At 44.1% G+C, this 6673-nt stretch carries 6 protein-coding genes; 4 read left to right on the top strand and 2 right to left on the bottom strand.

Annotation, left to right across the window (positions count from 1 at the left end; all coding sequences use genetic code 11):
* Window positions 1-170: 170 nt before the first annotated feature.
* Window positions 171-728, bottom strand: a complete 558-nt coding sequence (locus AB6D58_RS21855; RefSeq protein WP_372158458.1) for a hypothetical protein — start codon at window positions 726-728, stop codon at window positions 171-173.
* Between the two features lie 374 nt (window positions 729-1102).
* A complete protein-coding gene (locus AB6D58_RS21850) occupies window positions 1103-1672 on the bottom strand; it encodes a cold-shock protein (protein WP_157938423.1) in 570 nt (189 codons plus the stop codon).
* A 352-nt stretch (window positions 1673-2024) separates the two neighbouring features.
* Between AB6D58_RS21850 and AB6D58_RS21845 the strand changes: the two genes are divergently transcribed.
* The 4 genes from AB6D58_RS21845 (at window position 2025) to AB6D58_RS21830 (ending at window position 6644) form a co-directional block, all read left to right on the top strand.
* Window positions 2025-2981 (top strand): integron integrase, encoded by a 957-nt coding sequence (locus tag AB6D58_RS21845; protein ID WP_372158456.1) that lies wholly within the window; start codon window positions 2025-2027, stop codon window positions 2979-2981.
* Window positions 2982-3089: 108 nt separating this feature from the next.
* Window positions 3090-3989, top strand: a complete 900-nt coding sequence (locus AB6D58_RS21840; RefSeq protein ID WP_372158454.1) for a homocysteine S-methyltransferase family protein — start codon at window positions 3090-3092, stop codon at window positions 3987-3989.
* A 113-nt stretch (window positions 3990-4102) separates the two neighbouring features.
* On the top strand, window positions 4103-5113 hold the full coding sequence (locus tag AB6D58_RS21835; RefSeq protein ID WP_372158452.1) for a Gfo/Idh/MocA family protein: 1011 nt from the start codon (window positions 4103-4105) through the stop codon (window positions 5111-5113).
* A 10-nt stretch (window positions 5114-5123) separates the two neighbouring features.
* Window positions 5124-6644 (top strand): SgrR family transcriptional regulator, encoded by a 1521-nt coding sequence (locus AB6D58_RS21830; protein WP_372158450.1) that lies wholly within the window; start codon window positions 5124-5126, stop codon window positions 6642-6644.
* Window positions 6645-6673 lie beyond the last annotated feature (29 nt).

Genomic DNA, 6673 nt, shown 5'->3' with positions numbered 1-6673 from the left:
AACATAAGTTTAGCGGATGTTTGACAACCGGGGGAATCCATGTAGCCGCATTAAGGTGTGAGCAACGCAACCACGAAACCCAACCATACCACCGTAAACACAAAACCCAACGATGGAATGAAAAATGCCAAGCGTTGGGAATCCCTCTTAAACAGTTTGTAATACGATTTTTACTTTGTACCCACCGCAACCATTTTTGAATTAAATACTGTCATACCATTTTCTTGAGGAGCCTCCGGAAAATAGATTGGTGGATAGCTATCAAAATTTATAGTTAGCTGCGAAGGTTCATCAATCGATAAGTCACGAGTTGGCAACAATTTACCTAGATTCAAGTTAATGTCTTTGGGTTGATTCCAAGTTACCCAGAACGCAAATGGAAAGAATTTTAGTAAGTCACCAACTATTGGCTCTGCTGCCCCAAATTTACTCCCAAATGCTCGAGCAATGCGAATATCGTTGAAAGGATAGAACCAGTAGTAAATTTCGAGTTCATCGGGCAAAGGGGATGTCTCGTCAAAAAAGTAATCAGCCATTGCTTGATACATCGGTGCATGCGGTGTGTCTTGCTGAACAATGTCTACAGCATTACCTGCTAAAATATGCCCAATAACAGACCTCGCCAACCTTTGCGGCCTTACAAAGTAGGTTTTGCATGGCGGTAATGACAAGTACCCCTTGGAAACAGACTCTGCCAAAAGTTTAACCTCATTGAACAGTTCAGCCAAAGCAGGATCGTACTTTTGCCCTAACCAATCATTGTTACAGCTAGAGCACGTCGTACGATAATTCAAGCCTCCTTGAGAAGTAGTAGTGTACCTTTTGTCCTCGGAGCTAGTTAGTGAACGGACAACAACTTTACTGACATTTCCACAACTTGCAGGTGGGACATGCTCTCGAGTCAGTTTTGCGGGCTTTCTGCAAATGGCACAATAACCCTCTTTTGGTCCCCACGTATTAATTCTTTTGGACAAATGATCCGAATACTTTCCCATTATTCCTATACTCTCGACTAATCGTATAACGCCCTAATAATGGGCAAAAAATTGTTGGCTAAAATGTTGAGGAACGAAAACAGCCAACTGTTTTTTGTCCTTATTAATTAGCTTGTTATGTGCTTTACCAAATAATTTAGAGTAGTTCTTATTTTTTTAGATATCTTTTCTCTACCTATTAACCAGTTGGCAATAGGGGGGGATATATTGTAGTAAACCTTAACAAATAAAGAGCCTAACGTATTTGTCAGTAACTTCTCATCTCTAAACTTTCTTAACGCTCTAACTTCTGTACAACAAGGGTCGCCGTAGACAGCAGTAGCAATAAAGCAATTACTAAATGTCCTTACAGTTGCTGCACAATATGGACAAACGGATTTTTCAGGCTTCCCCCTATAAGTAATCATCCGAGGCACAATTTTTTTATGACAAGAAGGGCAATTAATTCGGTCATCAGAATTTCTGGTTACTTTTGAGCTTTTAGATGTAATTGTAACATTTACAGCTCTTTTACCTTTGTTTCCTGTTTTCGACTCAAAAGATACTCCATCCCCATTTGAAGGGAGGTCAGGACCATTTATTCCTTGTACATTAAAGTGATGATCCTCACCTGCATTTGAAGTGATAAATCCATAGCCTTTATCTTGGCTAAACCACTTCACTTTACCATTTTCCATTAGGTTCTCCATTGATTGAAACTGATTGCACATAAAATTTTAATATTGTGCAAGCACGAATCCATCCGCTTAACATATCAAAAAGGTCACTCATAACCAACTGAATGCTATGCATTTAATATAAAAGTGGGTCTAAACAATAAGTGTGAAAACGTGCAAGCACATATTGCCGACTATGTAACGCTCGGCCTCATTCTTAACCACCCATAAATCTGCAGTATAATCAATAATTTAAAATAAGCCTCTCGTTAAATTCGTGCTCAATCAGAGTTAAAAACCACTCTTTTTTAAGTCATTAATTATTCAACAAGCAATAAACTGTCTGTATGTACAGATTTTGTGAGGGGAATATATGGCGAGTCAATTCATGCAGGCAATTTGCGAACATATGACGATGCGAGGCTATAGTCGCAAGACAATCAAAGCCTACTGTTACTGGATAAAATACTTCATTCATTTTCATAAGCTTAAACACCCTGAACAGATGCATGCCGCTGAAGTTGTCTCCTTTCTTTCTCATTTAGCTAATCAACAAAAAGTAGCCATCAATACTCAAAAGGTAGCTCTCAATGCTCTAGCCTATTTATACAATCAATTTATTAAGCAACCTCTAGGAGACTTAGGGTTTAGCTATGCGACTCGGTCTCGAAAAATTCCTAGCGTACTCAATCATGCGGAAGCTATCTCGGTGATCAATGAAATAGATCCTAAATATCAACTGTTTTTTCGCTTGTTGTATGGTTCAGGTTTGAGAGTATCGGAATGCCTGAGGCTTCGAGTACAAGATATAGATCTAAAACAAGGGTCTCTCACTGTTCACAATGGGAAAGGAAATAAAGACCGAGTGACAATTTTAAGTTTTTCACTCACTGAAGCTATACAAGACAAAATTTCACAAGTTGCAGTTCTGCTCGCTAAAGATAACTTGAATGGGTTTGGGCCATCTTTGCCTCACCGATTAGGTAAAAAATACCCTAGTGCCTATCGACAACTTGCTTGGATGTTCCTATTCCCATCAAAACCCGTCACTCAACACTCTGAGTCGGGGATCGTATGCCGACACCACCTACATGATTCGGTACTTCGAAAAACGCTGAAGAAGGCGACTAACTCTAATAAATTGCGCCACAAGCGAATTAGTTGTCATACTTTCAGGCACAGTTTTGCTACGCAACTTCTAAAGTCAGGCTCCGATATCAGAACGGTTCAAGAGCTACTGGGGCACAGTGATGTTAAGACAACTCAGATTTACACTCACGTTATTGGGCAACACTTTAGTGGCACGACTAGCCCGCTAGACGGCTTATAACGAAACTCCCTCATCGATAGTTGAACCTTGGCTTGATGGCTTCTGTCTGACAAGGTTGTCTGCTATGGTGGCGGCAGAACTTCAGCAATTGTTTAGATAGTATTGAATATGAAAACACTAACCATACTTGATGGCGGCATGGGCCGAGAACTCAAAGAAATTGGCGCGCCATTTTCTCAACCGCTTTGGAGTGCTCAAGCGCTGATTGAAGCACCCGAATTTGTTAGCCAAGCGCATCAAAACTTTGTCGATGCAGGTGCTGAAATCCTAATCACCAATAGCTACGCGTGTGTGCCTTTTCACTTGGGTGCAGAGCTGTTCGAACAACGAGGTTTTGAACTAGCCGCACTGTCTGGTGAGCTGGCTAAAGCAGTTGCTAACAATGCTTCTCACACCGTAAAAGTGGCGGGCGCGATTCCACCGCCATTTGGCAGCTACCGACCAGACTTATTTAAGGTAGAAGAGGCGGCGCCAATCATTCAAACGCTTTACGATGCCCAAGCCCCAAACATCGATCTTTGGATAGCGGAAACCATCTGTAGCCTGCAAGAATTCGATTCCATTCATGCGGTTCTTAAGCAGTCCGATAAGCCGTGTTACTACGCATTCAGTTTGGAAGACACCAAGGGCGATTCTGCCAATATTCGTTCAGGCGAGAGCGTAACAGACGCGATCAAACTTGCCTGCCAATCAAACGCGACAGGCATTATGTTTAACTGCTCAGTGCCTGAAGTGATGGACCAAGCCATTATCGATGCCAAGAAAGTGATCGATGAGCTAGGCAGTAATTTAGAAATTGGTGTCTATGCCAACAATTTTGCGCCTATCAGCAACGAACATGAAGCGAATGATATGTTTCAGGAGATGCGTGAGCTGGATGGCCAAGGTTACTTAACTTACGCTAAACGCTGGCATGCACTGGGCGCGAATATTATCGGTGGCTGTTGTGGCATCGGGCCAAAACACATTAAAGCCCTAGCCGATTGGAAACACTCAATACAGAGCTAATCCTGAGCTTCAACTAGAATAAAATAAATAGAGAACAGGTTGAGAAATCTGTTCTCTATTTGTATGTGACGTCTCTGAGTACACTGATACAAAACAACGATTTGGAGCAACAGATGAGCGACACGCAACGCAAAATAAAATGGGGCATCGCAGGGCTAGGCAATATCGCCAATCGATTCGCAACCGCAGTCACAGAGCACTCTCTGCATGGTGAGCTTGATGCGGTTGCCGCCAGAGATCACTCACGCGCAGCCACGTTCGCCAACAAGTTTGCTTGCGACAAGGCTTATGGTTCTTACGAAGAGATGGCGAATGACCCAAGTGTCGAAGCGGTTTACATCGCTACGGTTCACCCATACCACCAGCCACTTGCTGAACTGTTTCTGAAGAATAACAAGCACGTATTGGTCGAGAAGCCGGCTTTTACCAACCTTGGTGACTGGCTGGAGATGAAAGCTCTCGCAAATCAAAATGGTGTGATGTTGCTAGAAGCGATGAAAACAGTGGTGTTTCCCGCGTATCGTGAGCTTCAATCATTTTTGGTCGACAACAACATTCAGATAGACTCAATCGAAGCCAGCTTTGGCAACCATCATGACTATGAGCCCGACTTGTTTATCTTCAATCCGGATTTGTCAGGCGGAGCAACGCTCGATGTTGGGGTCTATGGGCTTTGGTTCTTCTACGATTTGTGTCGAACGCTGGGTGTGAAACCTTCAAAACCTCAGGTAGAGATGTCGTGTCTGTATGAGGGCGCGAATGTCGATACCGATGCGTGCTTTACATTCTCTGGCGATATAAACGGTAAGATATCGGCATCAACAGTGCAGAACCTTCCCCGAACGGCACACTTGACTGGGCCTGATACCAAAATCACCATTCACGAAAAATGGTGGAATCCGGCCTTTATTGAGATTGAACATCAAGGGCAAAAATCGACCATCAACTGCCGAGTGACGGGGAATGGGTTCGAATTTGAAATCGACCATTTTTCAGATTTGGTGCTTCAAGGCAAAACTGAATCGAATATCCTGAGCTCAGAGATAACCTCTCGAGTTCTCGATACGATGGAAAACGCACTGATTGATTCTGGCTATTCACATTTAACTCAACCTCGTCGTTAGGAAAAGCAAATTGGGCAACCTTAAGCGTAAGCTTGAACTGTATGAAAAGATATTTCAGGCTTTTGGGCCTGGAGTATCACACTGTCAGGTCAACCAACTGGCCACACTGCTGCACGTGAGTGAACGTCACGTTCAGACCTTACTCAAAGCGATGACAGCACAAGGCTGGATTGAGTGGCAAGCTAGCTCAGGCCGCAGCAAGAAGGCACAACTCACGTGTCTGGTTGAACCCATTGAGGCGTGTTACCAATACGCACAAACCCAAGCTGACGCAGGCAACATAGAACAGGTGTTTAACACCTTGAGCTTCAACGGCCGCAATGCTGGCACTGAGTTGCAAGCCTTTCTAAGCAATACCAATCCGTCGACACAGAATATCGCGTACATCCCGTTTCACCGAGAACTCGAAGCGCTTCACCCTCAACGCGTGCTTAGACGCACCGAACGTTTCTTAGTGATGCAAGTTTGCCAACGCCTAACCTCCGTTAAGCACGGCAAACTCAGCGGCGATCTGGCTTATCATTGGCAGCCTAATCAAGATGCAACACAGTGGCACTTTCAGATTCGTAATGGTGTTCACTTTCATAACGGTCGAACACTCGAACCTCAAGACATAGCACGCAACCTTAACTCTCTCTGCCAAAGCAAAATATGGCATCGCTGTTATCAGCATATTGATGAGGTCTCTGTCTCGGCAGGCAATGTGGTTGTCGTAAAGTTGAATCAACCTGATTGGCATTTACCGCGCCTACTTGCTAGGGCTGAAGCCTCCGTATTCGATCACTCATCACCGACTGATAGGCTGATTGGATCTGGCGCGTTCTCATTAGACATCTTCTCAAGCAAGATGTTGAGATTGAGCCGCAATAGCGCCTATTCACACAGCACGCCGATTCTGAATCGAGTCGAGTTGTGGGTCTATCCTGAATGGGCACAGAGCAAAGCCTGCGCTCAAAATCAGGTGTGCGTGAAACTGCCCGAGAAAACGACCAGCGTGCGTGGCGATGACCATTCTTCCCAACCGGATTTCGGCTCAACCTTCTTTAAGATTCAAAGCCCGATGTTGTCTTCAACCGTTCGTGAGTTCACCGTTGAAGACACCTCTGAATGCCAAGCCCTTTTCGATCAGTTGTCAGTGTCTGGCGACCACAAAACCAGCGTGGAATATGGGCACTACCTAACTCACTACCTAACTACCAAAGACGTCGCGCTGTGCAGTATTATTGATGAGAACGACACCTTCACTTCGTGGTTAAGCTTTTTCACTCGCTTCCCGTTTGAGGAATTAACTTTACCTTCTGAGATGCTAGAGACAATCGAACAAGGCTTAGCCTCAATAACAAACCAGCCCAACTTTGAGTTAGCAATGAATGCACTGTTGGTGCTTCGGCATTGGTTGCATGAATCTGGAGTTGTGGTTGAGCTCAAGCAAGAGGCGTTCAACTTAGAGGTTTCTGAAAAGATACACGGCGCACAAGTAAATGGTTTCGGTTGGTGCGAACTCGACAAGCTGTGGATTAGCCATTTGTAAGCGTATTTCGTAGCTGAATGTATTTCACA

Source organism: Vibrio sp. 10N.239.312.D08, from assembly GCF_041466145.1.
GTDB lineage: Bacteria > Pseudomonadota > Gammaproteobacteria > Enterobacterales > Vibrionaceae > Vibrio > Vibrio crassostreae_C.
This window is presented reverse-complemented; position numbering and strand designations above follow the sequence as displayed.

What these genes read in the sequence shown, in the direction of transcription:
- AB6D58_RS21840 (WP_372158454.1), top strand. Translation starts at nt 3,090, where the DNA reads ATGAAAACACTAACCATACTTGATGGCGGCATGGGCCGAGAACTCAAA.
- AB6D58_RS21835 (WP_372158452.1), top strand. Translation starts at nt 4,103, where the DNA reads ATGAGCGACACGCAACGCAAAATAAAATGGGGCATCGCAGGGCTAGGC.
- AB6D58_RS21845 (WP_372158456.1), top strand. Translation starts at nt 2,025, where the DNA reads ATGGCGAGTCAATTCATGCAGGCAATTTGCGAACATATGACGATGCGA.
- AB6D58_RS21850 (WP_157938423.1), bottom strand. Translation starts at nt 1,672, where the DNA reads ATGGAAAATGGTAAAGTGAAGTGGTTTAGCCAAGATAAAGGCTATGGA.